This window comes from Streptomyces sp. NPDC037271 (assembly GCF_055603605.1).
This window is the reverse complement of record NZ_JBVJVN010000001.1, coordinates 220,549-239,130: the sequence shown is the minus strand read 5'-3', so window position 1 is coordinate 239,130 and position 18,582 is coordinate 220,549. Positions and strand designations below refer to the sequence as shown.

Annotated in this window: 30 protein-coding genes; 1 reads left to right on the top strand and 29 read right to left on the bottom strand. The window is 67.9% G+C overall.

Features of this window, described 5'->3' with window-relative positions:
• Positions 1–145: 145 nt before the first annotated feature.
• The 3 genes from rpsI to ACZ7G3_RS01215 all read right to left on the bottom strand — a co-directional run bounded on the left by rpsI (position 146) and on the right by ACZ7G3_RS01215 (position 2,558).
• Positions 146–658: a 30S ribosomal protein S9 gene (rpsI, locus tag ACZ7G3_RS01225; RefSeq protein WP_398131114.1), complete on the bottom strand. Its 513-nt coding sequence runs from the start codon at positions 656–658 to the stop codon at positions 146–148.
• 42 nt (positions 659–700) lie between these two features.
• Entirely contained in the window at positions 701–1,144 is a 444-nt protein-coding gene (gene rplM, locus ACZ7G3_RS01220) for a 50S ribosomal protein L13 (protein WP_031041507.1), read from the bottom strand.
• A gap of 208 nt (positions 1,145–1,352) precedes the next feature.
• Positions 1,353–2,558 carry a glycosyltransferase 87 family protein gene (locus ACZ7G3_RS01215; RefSeq protein ID WP_470922734.1) on the bottom strand — a complete coding sequence of 402 codons (1,206 nt, stop codon included), beginning with the start codon at positions 2,556–2,558 and terminating at the stop codon, positions 1,353–1,355.
• Positions 2,559–2,632: 74 nt separating this feature from the next.
• On the opposite strand from ACZ7G3_RS01215, the gene ACZ7G3_RS01210 reads away from it, so the two are divergent.
• The gene (locus tag ACZ7G3_RS01210) at positions 2,633–3,547 is read left to right on the top strand and encodes a hypothetical protein (protein WP_470922733.1); all 915 of its coding nucleotides are present in this window, start codon (positions 2,633–2,635) and stop codon (positions 3,545–3,547) included.
• 105 nt (positions 3,548–3,652) lie between these two features.
• Here ACZ7G3_RS01210 and truA read toward each other — a convergent pair whose 3' ends face one another.
• The 26 genes from truA to rpsS all read right to left on the bottom strand — a co-directional run bounded on the left by truA (position 3,653) and on the right by rpsS (position 18,579).
• On the bottom strand, positions 3,653–4,510 hold the full coding sequence (truA, locus tag ACZ7G3_RS01205; RefSeq protein WP_426597232.1) for a tRNA pseudouridine(38-40) synthase TruA: 858 nt from the start codon (positions 4,508–4,510) through the stop codon (positions 3,653–3,655).
• A gap of 136 nt (positions 4,511–4,646) precedes the next feature.
• Positions 4,647–5,150, bottom strand: coding sequence for a 50S ribosomal protein L17 (gene rplQ, locus ACZ7G3_RS01200; protein WP_395572035.1), 504 nt, complete (start codon positions 5,148–5,150; stop codon positions 4,647–4,649).
• A gap of 188 nt (positions 5,151–5,338) precedes the next feature.
• On the bottom strand, positions 5,339–6,361 hold the full coding sequence (locus tag ACZ7G3_RS01195) for a DNA-directed RNA polymerase subunit alpha (protein ID WP_003966937.1): 1,023 nt from the start codon (positions 6,359–6,361) through the stop codon (positions 5,339–5,341).
• A gap of 243 nt (positions 6,362–6,604) precedes the next feature.
• The gene (rpsK, locus tag ACZ7G3_RS01190; protein ID WP_003948617.1) at positions 6,605–7,009 is read right to left on the bottom strand and encodes a 30S ribosomal protein S11; all 405 of its coding nucleotides are present in this window, start codon (positions 7,007–7,009) and stop codon (positions 6,605–6,607) included.
• Positions 7,010–7,075: 66 nt separating this feature from the next.
• On the bottom strand, positions 7,076–7,456 hold the full coding sequence (rpsM, locus tag ACZ7G3_RS01185; RefSeq protein WP_004984507.1) for a 30S ribosomal protein S13: 381 nt from the start codon (positions 7,454–7,456) through the stop codon (positions 7,076–7,078).
• A 189-nt stretch (positions 7,457–7,645) separates the two neighbouring features.
• Positions 7,646–7,759 carry a 50S ribosomal protein L36 gene (gene rpmJ, locus ACZ7G3_RS01180; protein ID WP_003974245.1) on the bottom strand — a complete coding sequence of 38 codons (114 nt, stop codon included), beginning with the start codon at positions 7,757–7,759 and terminating at the stop codon, positions 7,646–7,648.
• Positions 7,760–7,933: 174 nt separating this feature from the next.
• Positions 7,934–8,155 carry a translation initiation factor IF-1 gene (gene infA, locus ACZ7G3_RS01175; protein WP_004927214.1) on the bottom strand — a complete coding sequence of 74 codons (222 nt, stop codon included), beginning with the start codon at positions 8,153–8,155 and terminating at the stop codon, positions 7,934–7,936.
• Between the two features lie 341 nt (positions 8,156–8,496).
• On the bottom strand, positions 8,497–9,333 hold the full coding sequence (map, locus tag ACZ7G3_RS01170) for a type I methionyl aminopeptidase (protein WP_426597233.1): 837 nt from the start codon (positions 9,331–9,333) through the stop codon (positions 8,497–8,499).
• A gap of 130 nt (positions 9,334–9,463) precedes the next feature.
• Positions 9,464–10,117 (bottom strand): adenylate kinase, encoded by a 654-nt coding sequence (locus ACZ7G3_RS01165; RefSeq protein ID WP_470922732.1) that lies wholly within the window; start codon positions 10,115–10,117, stop codon positions 9,464–9,466.
• The gene (gene secY, locus ACZ7G3_RS01160; RefSeq protein WP_426523610.1) at positions 10,117–11,430 is read right to left on the bottom strand and encodes a preprotein translocase subunit SecY; all 1,314 of its coding nucleotides are present in this window, start codon (positions 11,428–11,430) and stop codon (positions 10,117–10,119) included. Before secY ends, ACZ7G3_RS01165 begins: the two co-directional genes overlap by 1 nt.
• A gap of 242 nt (positions 11,431–11,672) precedes the next feature.
• Positions 11,673–12,128 carry a 50S ribosomal protein L15 gene (gene rplO, locus ACZ7G3_RS01155; RefSeq protein ID WP_351602488.1) on the bottom strand — a complete coding sequence of 152 codons (456 nt, stop codon included), beginning with the start codon at positions 12,126–12,128 and terminating at the stop codon, positions 11,673–11,675.
• Between the two features lie 2 nt (positions 12,129–12,130).
• Positions 12,131–12,313, bottom strand: a complete 183-nt coding sequence (gene rpmD, locus ACZ7G3_RS01150; protein WP_003974250.1) for a 50S ribosomal protein L30 — start codon at positions 12,311–12,313, stop codon at positions 12,131–12,133.
• 2 nt (positions 12,314–12,315) lie between these two features.
• The gene (gene rpsE / locus ACZ7G3_RS01145; protein ID WP_004927232.1) at positions 12,316–12,921 is read right to left on the bottom strand and encodes a 30S ribosomal protein S5; all 606 of its coding nucleotides are present in this window, start codon (positions 12,919–12,921) and stop codon (positions 12,316–12,318) included.
• 43 nt (positions 12,922–12,964) lie between these two features.
• Entirely contained in the window at positions 12,965–13,348 is a 384-nt protein-coding gene (gene rplR / locus ACZ7G3_RS01140; protein ID WP_426597235.1) for a 50S ribosomal protein L18, read from the bottom strand.
• Between the two features lie 3 nt (positions 13,349–13,351).
• Complete coding sequence (gene rplF / locus ACZ7G3_RS01135) at positions 13,352–13,891, bottom strand: 50S ribosomal protein L6 (protein ID WP_426523609.1); 540 nt, start codon at positions 13,889–13,891, stop codon at positions 13,352–13,354.
• Positions 13,892–13,915: 24 nt separating this feature from the next.
• Positions 13,916–14,314: a 30S ribosomal protein S8 gene (gene rpsH / locus ACZ7G3_RS01130; protein ID WP_026248232.1), complete on the bottom strand. Its 399-nt coding sequence runs from the start codon at positions 14,312–14,314 to the stop codon at positions 13,916–13,918.
• 234 nt (positions 14,315–14,548) lie between these two features.
• Positions 14,549–14,734: a type Z 30S ribosomal protein S14 gene (locus ACZ7G3_RS01125; RefSeq protein ID WP_003948630.1), complete on the bottom strand. Its 186-nt coding sequence runs from the start codon at positions 14,732–14,734 to the stop codon at positions 14,549–14,551.
• Positions 14,735–14,739: 5 nt separating this feature from the next.
• Positions 14,740–15,297, bottom strand: a complete 558-nt coding sequence (gene rplE, locus ACZ7G3_RS01120; protein WP_030619154.1) for a 50S ribosomal protein L5 — start codon at positions 15,295–15,297, stop codon at positions 14,740–14,742.
• Complete coding sequence (gene rplX / locus ACZ7G3_RS01115; RefSeq protein ID WP_003974256.1) at positions 15,297–15,620, bottom strand: 50S ribosomal protein L24; 324 nt, start codon at positions 15,618–15,620, stop codon at positions 15,297–15,299. The genes rplE and rplX overlap by 1 nt, the downstream gene beginning before the upstream one ends.
• A 2-nt stretch (positions 15,621–15,622) precedes the next feature.
• Positions 15,623–15,991 carry a 50S ribosomal protein L14 gene (gene rplN, locus ACZ7G3_RS01110; RefSeq protein WP_003974257.1) on the bottom strand — a complete coding sequence of 123 codons (369 nt, stop codon included), beginning with the start codon at positions 15,989–15,991 and terminating at the stop codon, positions 15,623–15,625.
• A 139-nt stretch (positions 15,992–16,130) separates the two neighbouring features.
• Positions 16,131–16,418 carry a 30S ribosomal protein S17 gene (gene rpsQ, locus ACZ7G3_RS01105; protein ID WP_210974119.1) on the bottom strand — a complete coding sequence of 96 codons (288 nt, stop codon included), beginning with the start codon at positions 16,416–16,418 and terminating at the stop codon, positions 16,131–16,133.
• On the bottom strand, positions 16,418–16,642 hold the full coding sequence (rpmC, locus tag ACZ7G3_RS01100; protein WP_003998824.1) for a 50S ribosomal protein L29: 225 nt from the start codon (positions 16,640–16,642) through the stop codon (positions 16,418–16,420). The genes rpsQ and rpmC overlap by 1 nt, the downstream gene beginning before the upstream one ends.
• Positions 16,642–17,061 carry a 50S ribosomal protein L16 gene (gene rplP / locus ACZ7G3_RS01095; protein ID WP_003974260.1) on the bottom strand — a complete coding sequence of 140 codons (420 nt, stop codon included), beginning with the start codon at positions 17,059–17,061 and terminating at the stop codon, positions 16,642–16,644. The genes rpmC and rplP overlap by 1 nt, the downstream gene beginning before the upstream one ends.
• Before the next feature lie 5 nt (positions 17,062–17,066).
• The gene (gene rpsC / locus ACZ7G3_RS01090) at positions 17,067–17,906 is read right to left on the bottom strand and encodes a 30S ribosomal protein S3 (RefSeq protein ID WP_470922731.1); all 840 of its coding nucleotides are present in this window, start codon (positions 17,904–17,906) and stop codon (positions 17,067–17,069) included.
• Positions 17,906–18,253: a 50S ribosomal protein L22 gene (rplV, locus tag ACZ7G3_RS01085; protein WP_003974262.1), complete on the bottom strand. Its 348-nt coding sequence runs from the start codon at positions 18,251–18,253 to the stop codon at positions 17,906–17,908. Before rplV ends, rpsC begins: the two co-directional genes overlap by 1 nt.
• A gap of 44 nt (positions 18,254–18,297) precedes the next feature.
• Positions 18,298–18,579: a 30S ribosomal protein S19 gene (gene rpsS / locus ACZ7G3_RS01080; protein WP_055418366.1), complete on the bottom strand. Its 282-nt coding sequence runs from the start codon at positions 18,577–18,579 to the stop codon at positions 18,298–18,300.
• Positions 18,580–18,582 lie beyond the last annotated feature (3 nt).

Here is an 18,582-nt window from a genome sequence, read left to right as displayed (position 1 = left end):
CGACGTTTTAACGTCTTGTGCCGTTATACGCCCAACGAAGCGGATAAACGAACGCCCCGGCAGCACTGTGGCGTGCCGCCGGGGCGTTCGGAGTACGTTCGAGCGAGCTGACCAGCCCGCCATACGTACGTGCAGGCAGCGAAGCTTAGCGCTTGCTGTACTGCGGAGCCTTGCGGGCCTTCTTCAGACCGGCCTTCTTGCGCTCGACCGCACGGTCGTCGCGGCGGAGGAAGCCGGCCTTCTTGAGGGCGCCGCGGTTGTTGTCGACGTCGGCCTCGTTCAGGGCGCGGGCGACACCGAGACGGAGCGCACCGGCCTGGCCGGAGACGCCGCCACCGGCGATGCGGGCGATGACGTCGTAACGGCCCTCGAGCTCGAGCACCTTGAAGGGCTCGTTGACTTCCTGCTGGTGCACCTTGTTCGGGAAGTAGTCCTCGAGGGTGCGGCCGTTGATCTTCCACTTGCCGGTGCCCGGGACGATCCGGACACGGGCGATGGCGTTCTTGCGGCGGCCCAGGCCGGCGGCCGGCTGGGGCTCGCCGAACGCGGAGGCCATGGACTCCGAGGTGTACTCGCCCTCGACGGGCACCTCGGACTCGGTGGTGTAGCTGTCGATGTCAAGCTCTTCGAGCGGCTGCTCGGCAGTGGTCTCGGCCACGATGCTCCTCAGATTCTCTTCAGTCTTAGGGGGTGGCCGGAACTACTGCGCGACCTGGGTGATCTCGAACGGCTGCGGCTGCTGCGCGCCGTGCGGGTGCTGGTCACCCTTGTAGACCTTCAGCTTCGAGAGCATCTGACGGCCCAGGGAGTTCTTCGGGAGCATGCCCTTGACGGCCTTCTCGATGGCCTTCTCCGGGTTCTTGTCCAGCAGCTCGTCGTAGCGGACGGAGCGCAGACCGCCCGGGTAGCCGGAGTGGCGGTACGCCATCTTCTGGGTCCGCTTGTTGCCGGAGAGGTGCACCTTGTCGGCGTTGATGATGATGACGAAGTCACCGGTGTCGACGTGGGGCGCGTAGATCGGCTTGTGCTTGCCGCGCAGGATGGAGGCCGTGGTGGAGGCCAGACGCCCCAGGACGACGTCCTGAGCGTCGATGACGTGCCACTGGCGCGTCACATCGCCGGGCTTGGGGCTGTACGTACGCACGGTTCGTAGCCTTCGCTTCTTCAGTGAGTGGTCCTGACATTGGTCACCGAAGACGATCACGACAGCCTTGACCGCACCGCGGTGACGCATACCGCGTGCAGATCGCTGGTCATCGGTCCCGGTGGACCGGTGTAAGGGCCCCTCACGTGAGAATGAGCAAGCCAATACACATACGACTGTGCAGAATACCCGGGGCCCCCTAGCCGGGTCAAAACGGGGCCGCGGCGGCCCGCGCGGGCTCCGGCGCGGGCCCGGCAGCCGCGTGATCGCCGGCGGCCGTCCGCGCGGCCCCGGCCCGCCGGGCGACGGCCAGGGCCAGCACGCACAGGGTGAACGCGTCCTTGAAGGCCCGCCGCCGCTCCGACTCCAGCCAGGGCCAGGTCAGCCCCGGGACCTGGGGCACCAGGGCGATCCAGAACCAGGCGCCGCGGGCCACCGACCCGGCGTACGGCAGCCCGGCCAGCAGCAGCGGCAGGACGACCAGGAGGTAGTGGTCGTAGGACGGCCGGGAGACGAGGAACGCCGAGAGCATCAGGCCCGCGCCGGTCTCCGCGAACCGCAGCGGGCCGGGGCCGGCCCGCCGCCAGCGCAGGTGGGCGCAGAACACCCCGGCCCCGGCCGCCGCCACCGCGAGCCCCTGGGCGAGCGCGCCCGGCACCCCGAGCCGGGGCAGCACGGCCGCCGGGGAGGCCTCGTAGAGCCGTACGAAGCCGTCGTCGCCGTGCAGCAGGAACGGCAGGGTGCGGGTGAAGAAGCCGGCCGGGTCGGGCATCAGCAGTGCCGCCGCGCCCGAGGCCAGCGCGGGCACCAGGACGGCCGCCGCCAGCACCCGCCACCGCCCGGCGAACAGGAAGAGCAGGACGACGGGCGCGAGCAGCGGCTTGAGCGCCACGGCCGCGCCGATCACCAGGCCCGCCGCCGTCCACCGCCCCCGGCTCGCCAGCAGCAGCGACAGCGGCAGGGCCACCGCCGCCGTGACCGTCCAGTTGCCGAGGCGCACCAGGTGCCCGAACGGCGCGAAGCCCACCACGAGCCCGGTCAGCCCGAGGACCGCCAGCCGGCTGCGCGGCGGTACGCGGTGCAGCCGCAGCGCACAGGCCCAGGCCAGCGCCAGCAGGGCCGTCACCGCGCACGGCACCAGCACCCGCAGCACGGCGCCGGGCAGCAGCGCCTGCGGAGCGGCGGCCAGGACCGCGCTCGGGAGATAGAGGAAGTGCGGATCGTCGTACGGGGAGCCGCCGGCCAGCCAGGTGCGGGCGGCCCGCACGACGATCGCGTTGTCCATCCCGCCGTCCGAGGTCACCCGCCCCGCGTGCACGGCGGACGCCGCCAGCACCACCGCGAGCACCGCCCACGCGGGCCCGCCCGCGGGTCGCACCAACCACCCGGAGATGTCGTCTTTGCCCGTCCGCATGAGCGGAACGCTAGGTGCTGCGGGGCTTCACGAGGCGCACCAGCGCGCCACTCGGCCCGTCTAAGATGCGGCCCATGAGCTTTGGGCAGGGGGGACCTCAGTCGCAGTGGGATCCCTGGAAACCGCAATCGCAGCAGCAGCCCTGGGACGGTCAACCGCAGCAGCAGCCCTGGAACGCCGGTGACGCGGGTGCCGCCCCGGACTGGGCGGCCCTCGCCGAGGCCTCCGAGGCCCGGGCCAAGCGGCGCCGCCTGTTCATCATCGGCGGGGGCGCGCTGGCCACCGTGGCGATAGCCGGCGCCGTCGCCGTGGCCGTGGTCTCCGCGAGCGGCTCCGGCCAGGCGTCCGACGGCCCCGCCTCCCGGCTGCCCGCGACGTCGGACATACCCAGCGCGTCGGCCACGACCCCGTCGTTCGCCCCGACCAGCGCCCCGCCCCCGCTGGACCCGAAGGACTTCGTCTCCAGCGTCCAGAAGGACAAGGCCCCGCTCAGCCCGGACCTGCTCTTTCCCGGCACCCAGCTGACCATGGGCGAGACGGTCTACAAGAAGGGCCCGACGGCCGACACCCGTACCTGCGGCTCCGCCGCCCAGGGCACGCTGCCCAAGGTCCTCGACGCCAATGGCTGCACCCGGCTGCTGCGTGTCACCTACACCAAGGACGACACCGCCGTGACGGTCGGCGTGGCGGTCTTCGACACCGAGGCGCAGGCCGTGAAGGCCAAGAAGCAGGCCGACACGAAGAGCATCGTGCGCGCGCTGTCGGGCGGCGGCGTCAAGTCGTTCTGCTCCGGCGCCGTCTGCCGCTCCACCACCAACTCCTACGGCCGCTACGCCTACTTCACCGTCTCCGGGTTCACCGACGGCAAGAACGTGACGGAGAAGTCCACGCAGGTGTTCCGGGCCGGCGACGACCTGGCCGAGTTCGCCTTCCTGCAGATCCGCCGGCGCGGCGAGGCCCAGGCGTCGGCGGCGGCCCAGGCGGGCTGACCGCCCCGGCGTCCCCCCGCGTCCCACCGGCGGACATTCCGGCGGACGACGGGAACGGGGCGTCGCCGAGCGGCGGTCCGGCGGGGACAGGTCCGCACCGTGCGTTCAGCAGCAACCGCTCCCCGGCAGCGTCCGCTTGTTCCGCGCCTCGAGGTTGCGCGCCGCCAGCAGCTCGTCGGCCGGGTAGCCGACCTCCTCCAGCGTCAGCCCGTGCGGCCGTACGACGTGCACCGCCGAGTCCCGTACGCCGGCGGCGAGCACCTTGGCGGGCCAGTCGGGCGGGCGGTGGCCGTCGCCGACGAACAGCAGGGCCCCGATGAGGGAACGCACCATGTTGTGGCAGAAGGCGTCGGCCCGCACGGTGGCGGTGATGATCCCGTCGTCCTCACCGCGCACCAGGCTCAGCTCCTGGAGGGTCCGGATCGTGGTGGCGCCCTCACGCTTCTTGCAGTAGGCGGCGAAGTCGTGCTCCCCCAGCAGTCCGCGGGCGGCCTCGTTCATGGCGTCCACGTCGAGCGGCCAGTCGTGCCACAGGACGTGGCCGCGCAGCAGCGGGTCGACGCCGCCGGGGTTGTCGGTGACCCGGTAGGCGTAGCGCCGCCAGACGGCGGAGAACCGGGCGTTGAAGCCGCTGGGCGCCTCGCGCAGGGCCCACACCCGCACGTCCCTGGACAGCCGGCCGGCGAGCCGCTTGAGCAGCTTGGCGTGGTGCTCGGCCCAGACCTCGCGCGGCAGGTCGACGTGGGCGACCTGGCCGCGGGCGTGCACTCCGGCGTCGGTCCGCCCGGCCACGGTCAGCTCGTACGTGTCCCGCGACCGGGTGACCGTCCGCAGCGCGTCCTCGATCTCGCCCTGCACGGTCCGCCGCCCGCCGGCCTGCTTGGCCCAGCCGGAGAACTCGGTCCCGTCGTAGGAAAGGTCCAGCCGCACCCGTACGTACCCGGGCTCTACTTCGTCACTCACCCAGAGATCCTCTCACCGACGAAAAAACGGGCCCGCCCCTCGAAAGGAACGGACCCGCAACGCCCTCGAGGGGCGCGGGGAACTGCGCGACGACCCACGACGAAGCCGCAGCCGCCGCACAGCCCCCGGCAGACGCTCAGGCGTCCTTGGACTCCTCGGCGGGAGCCTCGTCGGCCTTGGCCGTGTCGACCTTGGCCTCGGAAACCTCGGCGGAGCCCTCGGCGTCCTTGGCGGCACGCTTGGTGGCGGCCTCGGCCTCGCCGGTCGCCTCCTGCGCCACGGTCAGCGCCTCGACCAGCTCGATGACGGCCATGGGCGCGTTGTCGCCACGGCGGTTACCGATCTTGGTGATCCGGGTGTAGCCACCGGGACGGTTCTCGTAGCGCGGGCCGATCTCGGTGAAGAGCGTGTGGACGATGCTCTTGTCCGTGATCACCTGGAGCACCTGACGGCGGTTGTGAAGGTCGCCCTTCTTCGCCTTGGTGACCAGACGCTCGGCGTACGGACGCAGCTTGCGCGCCTTCGCCTCGGTGGTGGTGATGCGGCCGTGCTCGAAGAGCGACTTCGCGAGGTTCGCGAGGAGCAGCTTCTCGTGCGAGGCGCTGCCGCCCAGACGGGCACCCTTGGTGGGCTTCGGCATTGTTTCTCCTAGGTGTCTGCTCCGGCCGTATCAGGTACCGAAGTCAGTATCTGAGCAGACGGTTGTCTGTCAGAGATCCGGTCACTCCTTCGAGCGCCGGAAGGTCCCGCGCCCCCAGAGGGGCGCGGGGAACTGCGCGACCAGCCACAGCGGGCCCGCAGTCGAAAGCGAACCGGTCGGGTCCGAGCTCAGTACTGCTCGGTCTCGACGAAGCCCGCGTCCGCGTCGTCGTCGGCGCCGAAGGCGTCCGCCGCGGCGGTCGGGTCGAATCCGGGCGGGCTGTCCTTGAGCGCGAGGCCCATGCCGGCCAGCTTCGCCTTGACCTCGTCGATCGACTTCGCACCGAAGTTGCGGATGTCGAGCAGGTCGGCCTCGGAGCGGGCGACGAGCTCACCCACCGAGTGGATGCCCTCGCGCTTGAGGCAGTTGTACGACCGAACGGTGAGCTCCAGCTCCTCGATCGGCAGCGCCAGGTCGGCGGCGAGCGCGGCGTCCGTCGGGGACGGACCCATGTCGATGCCCTCGGCGTCGATGTTCAGCTCGCGGGCGAGACCGAACAGCTCGACCAGGGTCTTGCCGGCCGACGCCATGGCGTCACGCGGCCGCATGGCCTGCTTCGTCTCGACGTCGACGATCAGCTTGTCGAAGTCGGTGCGCTGCTCGACACGCGTGGCCTCGACCTTGTACGTGACCTTGAGAACCGGCGAGTAGATCGAGTCGACCGGGATACGGCCGATCTCCTGGCCCACCTGCTTGTTCTGCACGGCGGAGACGTAGCCGCGACCGCGCTCGACGGTCAGCTCCATCTCCAGCTTGCCCTTGCCGTTGAGCGTGGCGAGGACGAGGTCGGGGTTGTGCACCTCGACACCGGCCGGGGGCGCGATGTCGGCGGCGGTGACCAGACCCGGGCCCTGCTTGCGCAGGTACATCACGACCGGCTCGTCGTGCTCCGAGGAGACGACCAGCTGCTTGATGTTGAGGATCAGGTCGGTGACGTCCTCCTTGACGCCCGGCACGGTGGTGAACTCGTGCAGGACACCGTCGATGCGGATGGACGTGACCGCCGCACCCGGGATCGAGGAGAGGAGCGTACGGCGCAGGGAGTTGCCGAGGGTGTAGCCGAAGCCCGGCTCCAGCGGCTCGATGACGAACCGGGAGCGGAACTCGTCGACGACCTCTTCGGTCAACGAGGGACGCTGAGCGATCAGCATGTGGTGTTCCTTCAGTCAGGGGCGCCCGCTATTTGACGCCCGACCATTACTGCAAGGGTACGGGCGATACGGCCGAAAGAGCCGTACCGCCCGTGAAAACCCAGGTGAAGCGAGATCAGGAGCGTCCCGGAGGACACGCCCGATCAGACGCGACGGCGCTTCGGCGGGCGGCAGCCGTGCTGCGACATGTGGGGGACGACCCCCACACCCCCAGCCGGATACCAGGCCGACGCGACCGGTACGTCAGACGCGACGGCGCTTCGGCGGGCGGCAGCCGTTGTGCGGCGTCGGGGTGACGTCCTGGATCGAGCCGACCTCGAGGCCGGTCGCCTGCAGGGAACGGATGGCGGTCTCACGACCGGAACCCGGGCCCTTGACGAAGACGTCGACCTTGCGCATGCCGTGCTCCTGAGCGCGGCGGGCAGCCGACTCGGCGGCCATCTGCGCGGCGAACGGCGTGGACTTCCGGGAGCCCTTGAAGCCGACGTGGCCGGCGGAGGCCCAGGAGATCACGTTGCCGGTCGGGTCCGTGATGGACACGATCGTGTTGTTGAACGTGCTCTTGATGTGCGCGTGGCCGTGAGCGACGTTCTTCTTTTCCTTGCGGCGCACCTTCTTGGCAGCGCCCTGACGTCCCTTGGGGGGCATGTCGTACTCCTACGGGAGGTGGTCGGTCCTACAGCGAAGACCGCTGGACGGCGAGTCCGCTGCGGACTACTTCTTGCCCGGCTTCTTCTTGCCGGCGATGGCGCGACGCGGGCCCTTGCGGGTACGCGCGTTGGTGCTGGTGCGCTGACCGCGGACGGGCAGACCGCGACGGTGGCGGAGACCCTGGTAGGTGCCGATCTCGACCTTGCGGCGGATGTCGGCCTGGATCTCGCGACGGAGGTCACCCTCGGTCTTGATGTTGTTGTCGACGTACTCGCGGATCGCGACGAGCTGCTCCTCGGAGAGGTCGCGAACACGGGTGTTCGGGTCCACTCCGGTGGCAGCCAGCGTCTGCTGCGAGAGCGTCCGGCCGATGCCGAACACGTAGGTGAGGGCGATCTCGACGCGCTTTTCGCGCGGGATGTCAACACCGGAAACGCGTGCCATTCAATGGCTCCTGGTGATCTTCGGAGGTCTTCCACAGAACCGGTTCCCGGGCCGCCGTGTCAGGTACGGATCGGGTCCCCGGCCTCCGAACCGGGGGTGTCGGACGCCTGGGCGTCCGGGTCCTGCGTATGAACATATTCAGCTCGCGTCGCGCGAAGTCCTGCGAATCGCGGAGGGAACGGTCGTGCGTCAGCCCTGGCGCTGCTTGTGGCGCGGGTTGTCGCAGATGACCATGACCCGGCCGTGACGGCGGATCACCCTGCACTTGTCGCAGATCTTCTTGACGCTCGGCTTGACCTTCATTGAGTGAAGTTCTCCGGGCTCAGTGCCCCCGCGCCATACGGTGCCGGGGCAGGGGAAAGATCTACTTGTACCGTTGGAGAAGCTCCCCTGGATCGCTCCGGGGAGTTTGACAGGACCAGCCTGTCCGACGACGACCCTCCCGGCCGCCGGGGCGGGTACGGGACCCGCCCAAGCTCACTTGTACCGGTAGACGATCCGGCCACGCGTCAGGTCGTACGGAGACAGCTCCACCACGACCCGGTCGTCAGGGAGGATGCGGATGTAGTGCATACGCATCTTGCCGCTGATGTGTGCCAGGACCTGGTGGCCGTTCTGGAGCTCGACCCTGAACATCGCGTTGGGGAGAGACTCGACGACAGTGCCCTCGATCTCGATGGCACCTTGCTTCTTGGCCACGCTTCGCCCTTCGAATCGACTACCTTGATCGACTCTCGCGCTTCGCACTAGTGCATGCAGGCATGCGGGTGCACGAGATCCGACGAGTCAGTCTACGTCAGCACACCCGGAAAGGCGAAACGAGGAAGTCTGCCCCAGTCGGGCGATCGTTATGCGAGCCGTCGGCCCAGTGGGTCCGGCGCCGCCGTGACACCCGGCTCCGCCGGCTCGGCCTTGCCGCCGACCGACGCTCGTCCCCACCGCCCCCGCCGCCCTCTCGCGGGCTCGGCGCGGAGGGCGCCTCGCGGGCTTCGATCGGCTGCTCCGGCCCCCGACCCGGCGACCACCGCGACCGGCGACGCTCAGCCCAGCGGGTCCGGCGCCGCCGTGACACCCAGCTCCGCCAGCTTCGCCTTGCCACCGTCGGGGGCGGTCAGGACCAGCGGCCCCTGCTCGGTGAGGGCCACGGAGTGCTCCCAGTGCGAGGACCAGGTGCCGTCGGTGGTGATGACCGTCCAGTCGTCCTCGAGGACCTTGGTGCGCGGGGTGCCGAGGGACACCATCGGCTCGATGGCCAGGCAGAAGCCGGGGACCAGCTTGGGGCCCTTGCCGCGCTTGCGGTCGACGTAGTTCAGCAGGTGCGGGTCCATGTGCATCTCGGTGCCGATGCCGTGGCCGCCGTAGTCCTCGATGATCCCGTACTTGCCGCCGCCGGGCTTCGGCTGACGGCGGATGTACGTCTCGACGGCCCGCGAGATGTCGACGAGCCGGTTGCCCAGCTTCATGGCCGCGATGCCCGCCCACATCGACTCCTCGGTCACCCGGGAGAGCTCGACCAGCTCCGGGGAGTGACCGGAGCCGACGAAGGCCGTGTACGCGGCGTCGCCGTGCCAGCCGTCGATGATCGCGCCGCAGTCGATGGAGATGACGTCGCCGTCCTTGAGGACCACGTCGTCGGACGGGATGCCGTGGACGACGACCTCGTTCACCGACGTGCAGATGGTCGCCGGGAAGCCGCCGTAGCCGAGGAAGTTCGGCTTGGCGTTGTGCTCCGAGAGCACCTTGCGGGCGACCTGGTCCAGGTCCTTGGTCGTGGCGCCGGGCACGGCCGCCTCGCGCGTGGCCGCGTGGATGGCGGCGACGACCAGCCCCGCCTCACGCATCTTGGCGATCTGCTCGGGGCTCTTGATCTGCACCATGGGAACTGCGGCCTTTCTGGACCGGAGGGGACGGGGAACGCTTCCAACGATACGGGGCGGGGACCACCCCATCACACAGCTCAGCCGCGGCCCCTGAGCAGGGGACCGCGGCTGCAGCCGGGGCTGACGACTACTGGTCGCGCTTGAGCGCCTCCAGCGCACGGCCCGTGACCGTGTCCACCGGTCCCGTCGCCGCGATGGTGACGACCAGGCCCTGCGACTTGTAGTAGTCGATGATCGGCTCGGTCTGCGTGTGGTAGACCTCCAGCCGCTTGCGGACCGTCTCCTCGGAGTCGTCGCCCCGCTGGTACAGCTCGCCGCCGCAGACGTCGCAGACGCCTTCCTGCTTCGGCGGGCTGTACGTCACGTGGAAGACGTGCGCCGAGTTGCTGCGGCAGACACGCCGGCCGGCGATCCGCTTGACGACCTCGTCCTCCGGGGCCTCCAGGTCCAGCACCGCGTCGAGCTTCATGTCCTCGGTCTCGAGCAGCTCGTCCAGCGCCTCGGCCTGGGAGACGTTGCGCGGGAAACCGTCCAGCAGGAAGCCGCCCTCGGCGTCGGGCTGCTCCATGCGGTCCTTCGCCATGGCGATGGTGACCTCGTCCGGTACGAGGTTGCCCGCGTCGATGTACGACTTCGCGAGCTTGCCCAGGTCGGTCTGCTGGCTGATGTTCGCGCGGAACAGGTCGCCCGTGGAGATGTGCGGGATGTGCAGCGTCTCGGCAAGGCGGGTGGCCTGCGTTCCCTTACCGGCGCCCGGCGGCCCGACGAGGACGATTCGCATCAGCGGAGGAACCCTTCGTAATTGCGCTGCTGGAGCTGGCTCTCGATCTGCTTCACCGTCTCGAGACCGACACCCACGATGATCAGGATGCTCGTCCCGCCGAACGGGAAGTTCTGGTTTGCCCCGAAACCGGCCAACGCCATTGTCGGTACGAGAGAGATCAGGCCCAGATACAGCGAACCCGGCCAGGTGATCCGGTTGAGTACGTAGCTCAGGTACTCAGCGGTCGGTCGGCCAGCCCGGATGCCCGGGATGAACCCACCATACTTCTTCATGTTGTCCGCGACTTCCTCGGGGTTGAACGAGATCGCCACGTAGAAGAAGGCGAAGAACACGATCAGGAGGAAGTACAGAATGATGTGCGGAGTCGCGGCCGTGTCGGCGAGGTTCTTCTGGATCCAGGTGGCCCAGCCCGCCTGCGAGCCGGAGAACTGGACGATCAGCGCCGGGATGTAGAGCAGCGACGAGGCGAAGATGACGGGGATGACACCCGCCTGGTTCACCTTGAGCGGGATGTACGTCGACGTGCCACCGTAGGAACGGCGGCCGATCATGCGCTTCGCGTACTGCACCGGGACGCGGCGCTGCGCCTGTTCCACGAAGACGACCAGGCCGACCATGACGAAGCCGACGAGCATGACGGTGCCGAACTCGATCCAGCCGTCCGCCAGCTCACCCTGCTTCTTGATGGCCCACAGGGCGGACGGGAAGGTCGCGGCGATCGAGATGAACATCAGGATCGACATGCCGTTGCCGACGCCGCGGTCGGTGATCAGCTCGCCGAGCCACATGACGGCGGCCGTACCGGCGGTCATGGTGACGACCATGACGACGGTGGTGAAGATGGCCTGGTCGGGAACGATCTGACCGGCGACGGTGCAGCCGGAGAACAGGGCGCCGCTGCGGGCGGTGGCCACCAGGCCGGTGCCCTGCAGGATGGCGAGCGCGATGGTCAGGTAGCGGGTGTACTGCGTGATCTTCGCCGTACCCGCCTGGCCCTCCTTCTTCAGGGCTTCCAGGCGCGGGATCACCACGGTCAGCAGCTGCAGAATGATGCTCGCCGTGATGTACGGCATGATGCCGAGCGCGAAGACCGTGATCTGCAGCAGGGCGCCGCCGCTGAACATGTTCACCAGACCGAAGAGGCCCTGGTTGCCGGACGCCTGGTCCACACACTCCTGGACGTTCTTGTAATCGACGCCTGGGATGGGAATGTGGGTACCGAGCCGGTAGACCACGATGATGCCGAGCGTGAAGAGCAGCTTCTTGCGCAGGTCGGGCGTCTTGAACGCCCGGGCGAACGCGGTGAGCACGGTGCCTCCTGCGACCCCCGCGCTACTGCGTCAAGGGTGACGGTCTTGAGGATTCGACTGACGACTAAGTAAGTAACGGTCAACTGCCGCCCAGGGTGCCCCATGTGACGCACCCGTGAAAGAGGGCAGCGCAGGCCACCTTACCGGCGGGAGTACTTTCCTTGGAACGACCAACCGGGGATACCCCTTTTGTGGGGCATCCCCGGTCGGGATCGCTCATGTCATCGAGACGCCTGAAGGGTTCAGACGAGCTCGGTGACGGTACCGCCGGCGGCGGTGATCTTCTCCTTGGCGGAGCCGGAGACGGCGTCGACCGTCACCTGCAGCGCCACGGAGATCTCGCCCTGGCCGAGGACCTTGACGAGGCTGTTCTTGCGAACGGCACCCTTGGCCACCAGACCCTCGACGGTGACCTCGCCACCCTCGGGGTAGAGCGCGGCCAGCTTCTCGAGGTTCACGACCTGGAACTCGGTCTTGAACGGGTTCTTGAAGCCCTTCAGCTTCGGAAGACGCATGTGGAGGGGCATCTGGCCACCCTCGAAGCGCTCCGGAACCTGGTAACGGGCCTTCGTACCCTTCGTACCACGACCAGCCGTCTTACCCTTCGACGCCTCACCACGACCCACACGGGTCTTGGCGGTCTTGGCGCCCGGGGCGGGACGGAGGTTGTGGATCTTGAGCGGGTTCTGCTCACCCATGATCAGTCGACCTCCTCGACCGTCACGAGGTGGCGGACGGTGTGCACCATGCCGCGGAACTCGGGGCGGTCCTCCTTGACGACCTGCGTGTTGATCCCCTTGAGACCAAGGGAACGCAGGGTGTCACGGTGGTTCTGCTTGCTGCCGATGTAGGACTTGACCTGCGTAATCTTGAGCTGCGCCATGATTACGCACCCGCCCCGGCACGCGCACGGAGAAGAGCCGCGGGAGCGACGTCCTCGAGCGGCAGACCACGGCGGGCCGCGATCTCCTCGGGACGCTGCAGACCCTTGAGGGCCTCCACGGTCGCGTGCACGATGTTGATCTGGTTGTCGGAGCCCAGGGACTTCGACAGCACGTCGTGGATACCGGCGCACTCGAGCACGGCGCGCACCGGACCACCGGCGATCACACCGGTACCCGGGGACGCGGGCTTGAGCAGCACGACGCCGGCAGCCTTCTCACCCTGGATGGGGTGCGGGATGGTGCCCTGGATGCGGGGGACCTTGAAGAAGTGCTTCTTGGCCTCCTCAACACCCTTGGCGATGGCGGCCGGCACCTCCTTGGCCTTGCCGTATCCGACACCCACGGTGCCGTCACCGTCGCCCACCACGACCAGCGCGGTGAAGCTGAAGCGACGACCACCCTTCACAACCTTGGCGACACGGTTGATCGCGACGACGCGCTCAACGTAAGCGGTCTTCTCGGCGGCAGCTGCGCCGCCGTCACGGCCCTTCCGGTCCCGCCGCTCGCCGCCACCGGCACCGCCACCGCGGCGCTGGGGTCCAGCCATTGGAATTACCTCTCTCTGTTTCCGCTAGCGATACGGAACCGGGTCAGAACTTCAGACCGGCTTCGCGGGCGGCGTCCGCCAGGGCGGCGATGCGCCCGGCGTACTGGTTGCCACCGCGGTCGAAGACCACGGTCTCGACACCCGCGGCCTTGGCACGCTCGGCGACGAGTGCGCCGACCTGCTTGGCCTGCGCGGACTTGTCCGCCTCGCCACCACGGATCGAGGTGTCCAGGGTGGACGCCGACGCAAGGGTGTGACCCTTGAGGTCGTCGATCACCTGGGCCACGATGTGGCGGTTCGAGCGGGTAACGACCAGACGAGGACGCTCCGCCGTACCGGCGATCCGCTTGCGGATCCGGATGTGACGGCGCTTGATCGCGGCGCGCTTGTAGGCGTCGCCCTTGAGGATCTTCTGTCCGTATGCCATGGCTTACTTACCCGCCTTTCCGACCTTGCGTCGGATGACTTCGCCCTCGTACTTGACGCCCTTGGCCTTGTACGGGTCGGGCTTGCGCAGCTTGCGGATGTTGGCCGCAACCTCGCCGACCTTCTGCTTGTCGATGCCCTCGACCGAGAAACGAGTCGGGTTCTCCACCTTGAAGGTGATGCCCTCGGGGGCCTCGACCAGGATCGGGTGGCTGTAGCCGAGGGAGAACTCCAGGTTCGAACCCTTGGCGATCACGCGGTAACCGACACCGCTGATCTCGAGCTTCTTCACGTAACCCTGGGTCACGCCGGTGATCATGTTCGCCACCAGCGTGCGGGACAGGCCGTGCAGGGCCTTGCTCTGACGCTCGTCGTTGGGGCGGGTGACGTTCAGAACGCCGTCCTCACCCTTGGCGATGTCGATCGGCGCCACGACGGTGTGAGTCAGCGAGCCCTTCGGGCCCTTGACCGAGACCGTACGGCCGTCGATGGTGACGTCCACGCCGGCGGGAACCGCGATGGGGAGCTTGCCGATGCGCGACATAGCTGTTTCCTCCGTTCCCTTCCGTTACCAGACGTAGGCGAGGACTTCTCCGCCTACGCCCTTCTTGCCGGCCTGCTTGTCGGTGAGGAGCCCGTGCGACGTGGAGATGATCGCCACGCCGAGGCCACCCAGCACCTTGGGCAGGTTGGTGGACTTCGCGTACACCCGGAGACCGGGCTTGGAGATCCGCTTGATGCCCGCGATGGAGCGCTCACGGTTCGGGCCGAACTTCAGCTCGAGGACGAGGTTCTTGCCGACCTCGGCGTCCTCGGTCTTCCAGCCCGTGATGAAGCCCTCCTGCTGGAGGATCTCCGCGATGTGAGACTTGATCTTGGACGCCGGCATCGTCACGGAGTCGTGGTACGCCGAGTTCGCGTTCCGCAGACGCGTAAGCATGTCTGCGATCGGATCAGTCATGGTCATGAATTGGCCTTCGGCCTCTCTCGCCGGGGTTTCCTGGTGCGCCATCCCTCTCCCCGATCCGAGACGGGACGGGTGCGGCGCGGTGGACCTACGGCGTAGTAAGCAAATATGTGCAGGCACAGCCTGCGGGCGTAGGGGCGGCAGACGCCCAACCCCACAAGCCTAAGGCATGTGGAGGCGGGCCCTGCCGACCCAGATGCTTACCGAGAGTCTGAATAACCCGGGATTACCGGATTACCAGGAGCTCTTGGTCACGCCCGGCAGCTCGCCACGGTGAGCCATCTCACGAAGGCACACGCGGCACAGGCCGAACTTGCGGTACACGGAGTGCGGGCGGCCACAGCGCTGGCAGCGGGTGTAGCCACGCACACCGAACTTGGGCTTGCGAGCAGCCTTAGCGATCAGAGCCTTCTTCGCCATCTCGCTCACGCCTCCTTGAAGGGGAAGCCGAGGTGACGAAGGAGCGCGCGGCCCTCAGCGTCATTGGTCGCCGTGGTCACCACGGTGATGTCCATACCCCGGGTGCGGTCGATCTTGTCCTGGTCGATCTCGTGGAACATGACCTGCTCCGTGAGACCGAAGGTGTAGTTGCCACGGCCGTCGAACTGCTTGGGGGACAGACCACGGAAGTCGCGGATGCGCGGCAGCGCGAGCGACAGGGTGCGGTCCAGGAACTCCCACATGCGGTCGCCACGGAGCGTGACGTGGGCACCGATCGGCTGGCCCTCGCGCAGCTTGAACTGCGCGATGGACTTGCGGGCCTTGGTGACGGCCGGCTTCTGACCGGTGATCGTGGTGAGGTCGCGAATCGCGCCGTCGATCAGCTTGGAGTCGCGGGCGGCGTCGCCCACACCCATGTTGACCACGATCTTCACGAGGCCGGGGATCTGCATGACGTTCTCGTAGGAGAACTCCTCACGCAGCTTGCCCGCGATCTCCTCGCGGTACTTCGTCTTCAGACGCGGAGTGGTGGTGGTAGCCATCAGATGTCCTCACCCGTCCGCTTGGCAACGCGAACCTTGTTGCCCTCGTCGTCGAAGCGGTAACCGACGCGCGTGACGACCTTGTTGCCGTCCTTCTCCACGACCAGCTGGACGTTGGAGACGTGGATCGGGGCCTCGGTGGTCACGATGCCGCCGGCCTGCGAACCGCGAGCGGTCGGCCCGGCCTTGGTGTGCTTCTTGACCCGGTTGACACCCTCGACCAGGACGCGGTCCTCGCGGGGGAAGGCCGCGATGACCTTGCCCTGCTTGCCCTTGTCCTTACCGGTGATGACCTGAACCAGGTCGCCCTTCTTGATCTTCATGCTCACAGCACCTCCGGCGCGAGGGAGATGATCTTCATGAACTTCTTCTCGCGCAGCTCACGGCCCACCGGGCCGAAGATACGGGTGCCGCGAGGGTCGCCGTCGTTCTTCAGAATGACGGCGGCGTTCTCGTCGAAGCGGATGTACGAGCCGTCCGGACGGCGGCGCTCCTTGACGGTGCGAACGATGACCGCCTTGACGACGTCACCCTTCTTCACGTTGCCACCGGGGATCGCGTCCTTGACGGTGGCGACGATGACGTCACCGATACCCGCGTAGCGGCGACCGGAGCCACCGAGCACACGGATGGTGAGAATTTCCTTCGCACCCGTGTTGTCGGCGACGCGCAGTCGCGACTCCTGCTGGATCACGTCTATCTCCTGATTGTCTGCCGGTTCCCGGCAGGGGCCGCCTCGTCAACGAGGTGGGGCCCCTGCCGAGCCTGGCGGAACTGACCTGCGTGGGTTTGCCCCGCAGGCGGATTTGCTGGAATTCCCTTGCGGGAATTACCTACTTGGCCTTCTCGAGGACCTCGACGACGCGCCAGCGCTTCGTCGCGGACAGCGGCCGGGTCTCCATGAGGAGGACGCGGTCGCCGACACCTGCGGCGTTCTGCTCGTCGTGAGCCTTGAGCTTGTTGGTACGGCGGATGACCTTGCCGTACAGCGCGTGGGTCACGCGGTCCTCGACGGCGACGACGACGGTCTTGTCCATCTTGTCGCTGACGACCAGACCCTGGCGGGTCTTGCGGAAGCCGCGGCCGGCCTTCGTCTCTTCAGTCACGTTGTTCTCGCTCATCAGGCGCTCTCCACCGTCTCGATGCCCAGCTCGCGCTCACGCATCAGGGTGTAGATCCGCGCGATGTCCTTGCGGACGGCCTTGAGCCGACCGTGGTTCTCGAGCTGACCCGTCGCCGCCTGGAAGCGGAGGTTGAACAGCTCTTCCTTGGCTTCGCGGAGCTTCGCGAGAAGCTCCTCGTCACCCAGTTCGCGCAGCTCGGACGCCTTGGTACCGGCCGACATCACGCTTCACCTGCCTCGCGCTTGACGATCCGGCACTTCATCGGCAGCTTGTGGGCCGCACGAGTCAGCGCCTCACGGGCGATCTTCTCGTTGGGGTAGGACAGCTCGAACATGACCCGGCCCGGGTGCACGTTCGCGATCCACCACTCCGGCGAACCCTTACCGGAACCCATGCGGGTCTCGGCGGGCTTCTTCGTGAGCGGGCGGTCCGGGTAGATGTTGATCCAGACCTTGCCGCCACGCTTGATGTGGCGGGTCATCGCGATACGGGCCGCCTCGATCTGGCGGTTGGTCACGTACGCCGGCGTGAGGGCCTGGATGCCGTACTCGCCGAACGCAACCTGCGTACCGCCCTTGGCCATACCGCGGCGCTTCGGGTGGTGCTGCTTGCGGTGCTTGACCCTACGGGGGATCAGCATGTCGGTCAGGCCTCCGTTCCGGTGCTCTCAGCCGGAGCGGCAGCGGCGGCGGGAGCGTCGGCCTTGGGGGCCTCGGCAGCCGGCACGGACTGCTGCTGCGGCTTGCGACCGCGACCGCCACGCTCGCCACCGCGGCCACCACGGGCCGGGCGGTCGTTGCCACCACGGGCCGGGCGGTTGCCGGCGCGGGCAGCGGCGTTCTCGGCGCGGACCTCGGCGATGTTCTTGACGTCGCCCTTGTAGATCCAGACCTTCACGCCGATGCGGCCGAAGGTCGTCTTGGCCTCGAAGAAGCCGTAGTCCACGTTCGCGCGGAGCGTGTGCAGGGGCACACGGCCCTCGCGGTAGAACTCCGAGCGGGACATCTCGGCGCCACCGAGGCGGCCACCGCACTGGATCTTGATGCCCTTGGCGCCGGCCTTCATCGTGCCCTGCATGCTCTTGCGCATGGCACGACGGAAGGAGACGCGGGAGGAGAGCTGCTCGGCGACGGCCTGGGCCACCAGCTGAGCGTCCGTCTCCGGGCTCTTGACCTCGAGGATGTTCAGCTGGACCTGCTTGCCGGTCAGCTTCTCCAGGTCACCGCGGATGCGGTCGGCCTCGGCGCCGCGGCGGCCGATGACGATGCCGGGACGAGCGGTGTGGATGTCCACACGCACGCGGTCACGGGTGCGCTCGATCTCCACCTTCGAGATGCCGGCGCGCTCCATGCCGGACGTCATCATCCGACGGATGGCGACGTCTTCCTTGACGTAGTCCTTGTACAGCTTGTCGGCGTACCAACGCGACTTGAAGTCGGTCGTGACACCGAGCCGGAACCCGTGCGGGTTTACCTTCTGGCCCATTACCGGGTTCCTTCCTTGCTGCTGACGACCACGGTGATGTGGCTGGTCCGCTTGCGGATCCGGTAGGCGCGGCCCTGGGCGCGCGGACGGAACCGCTTCAGGGTCGGGCCCTCGTCGACGTAGGCCTCGGAAATGAAGAGGCTGTCGGCGTCGGTGTGGTCGTAGTTGTGCGCGGCGTTGGCAATGGCGCTGTCCAGCACCTTGCCGACCGGCACGCTCGCGGCCTGCGGGGCGAAACGCAGGACCGCCTGAGCCTCCGTGGCATCCATGCCACGGATGAGGTCCACCACGCGGCGGGCCTTCATGGGCGTGACGCGGATGTACCGCGCCTGGGCCCTGGCTTCCATGGTTGTCCCTTCAGTGTTTGTCATGGTCTTTCACACCCCGCTGACTAGCGGCGCTTCGACTTCCGGTCGTCCTTGACGTGACCCCGGAAGGTGCGCGTCGGCGAGAACTCGCCGAGCTTGTGGCCGACCATGGACTCGGTGACAAACACCGGGATGTGGGTCTTGCCGTTGTGCACCGCGATCGTGTGGCCGAGCATCGCCGGGACGATCATCGAGCGACGGGACCAGGTCTTGATGACGTTCTTGGAACCGGCTTCGTTCTGCGTGTCCACCTTCTTGATCAGGTGGTCGTCGACGAAGGGTCCCTTCTTCAAGCTACGAGGCATCTC